This is a genomic window from Microseira wollei NIES-4236, assembly GCF_020521235.1.
Classification (GTDB): Bacteria; Cyanobacteriota; Cyanobacteriia; order Cyanobacteriales; family Aerosakkonemataceae; genus Microseira; species Microseira wollei.
On sequence record NZ_BLAY01000703.1, the window covers coordinates 1 to 257 of the forward strand.

Below are 257 nucleotides of genomic sequence, written 5' to 3' on the forward strand. Positions count from 1 at the left end.
TTATCTATGCCGTGCCGCTACAGGGGTACGGCATCTACAATTTTTGCATTATGCAGGCTTTCGGGGCACGGCATCTGCAATTTTTGGGGAGAAATCAAACGTTATCTATGCCGTGCCGCTACAGGGGGAAGGCATCTGCAATTTTTGGGGAGAAATCAAACGTTATCTATGCCGTGCCGCTACAGGGGTACGGCATCTACAATTTTTGCATTATGCAGGCTTTCGGGGCACGGCATCTGCAATTTTTGGCGAGAAAT

General features: G+C 48.6%; 1 protein-coding gene. It reads left to right on the forward strand.

Going from position 1 to position 257, the window contains the following annotated elements; translation table 11 throughout:
* Positions 1 to 257: hypothetical protein (locus tag MiSe_RS50305; RefSeq protein ID WP_226595122.1), on the forward strand; the 257-nt coding region annotated here is incomplete at both ends.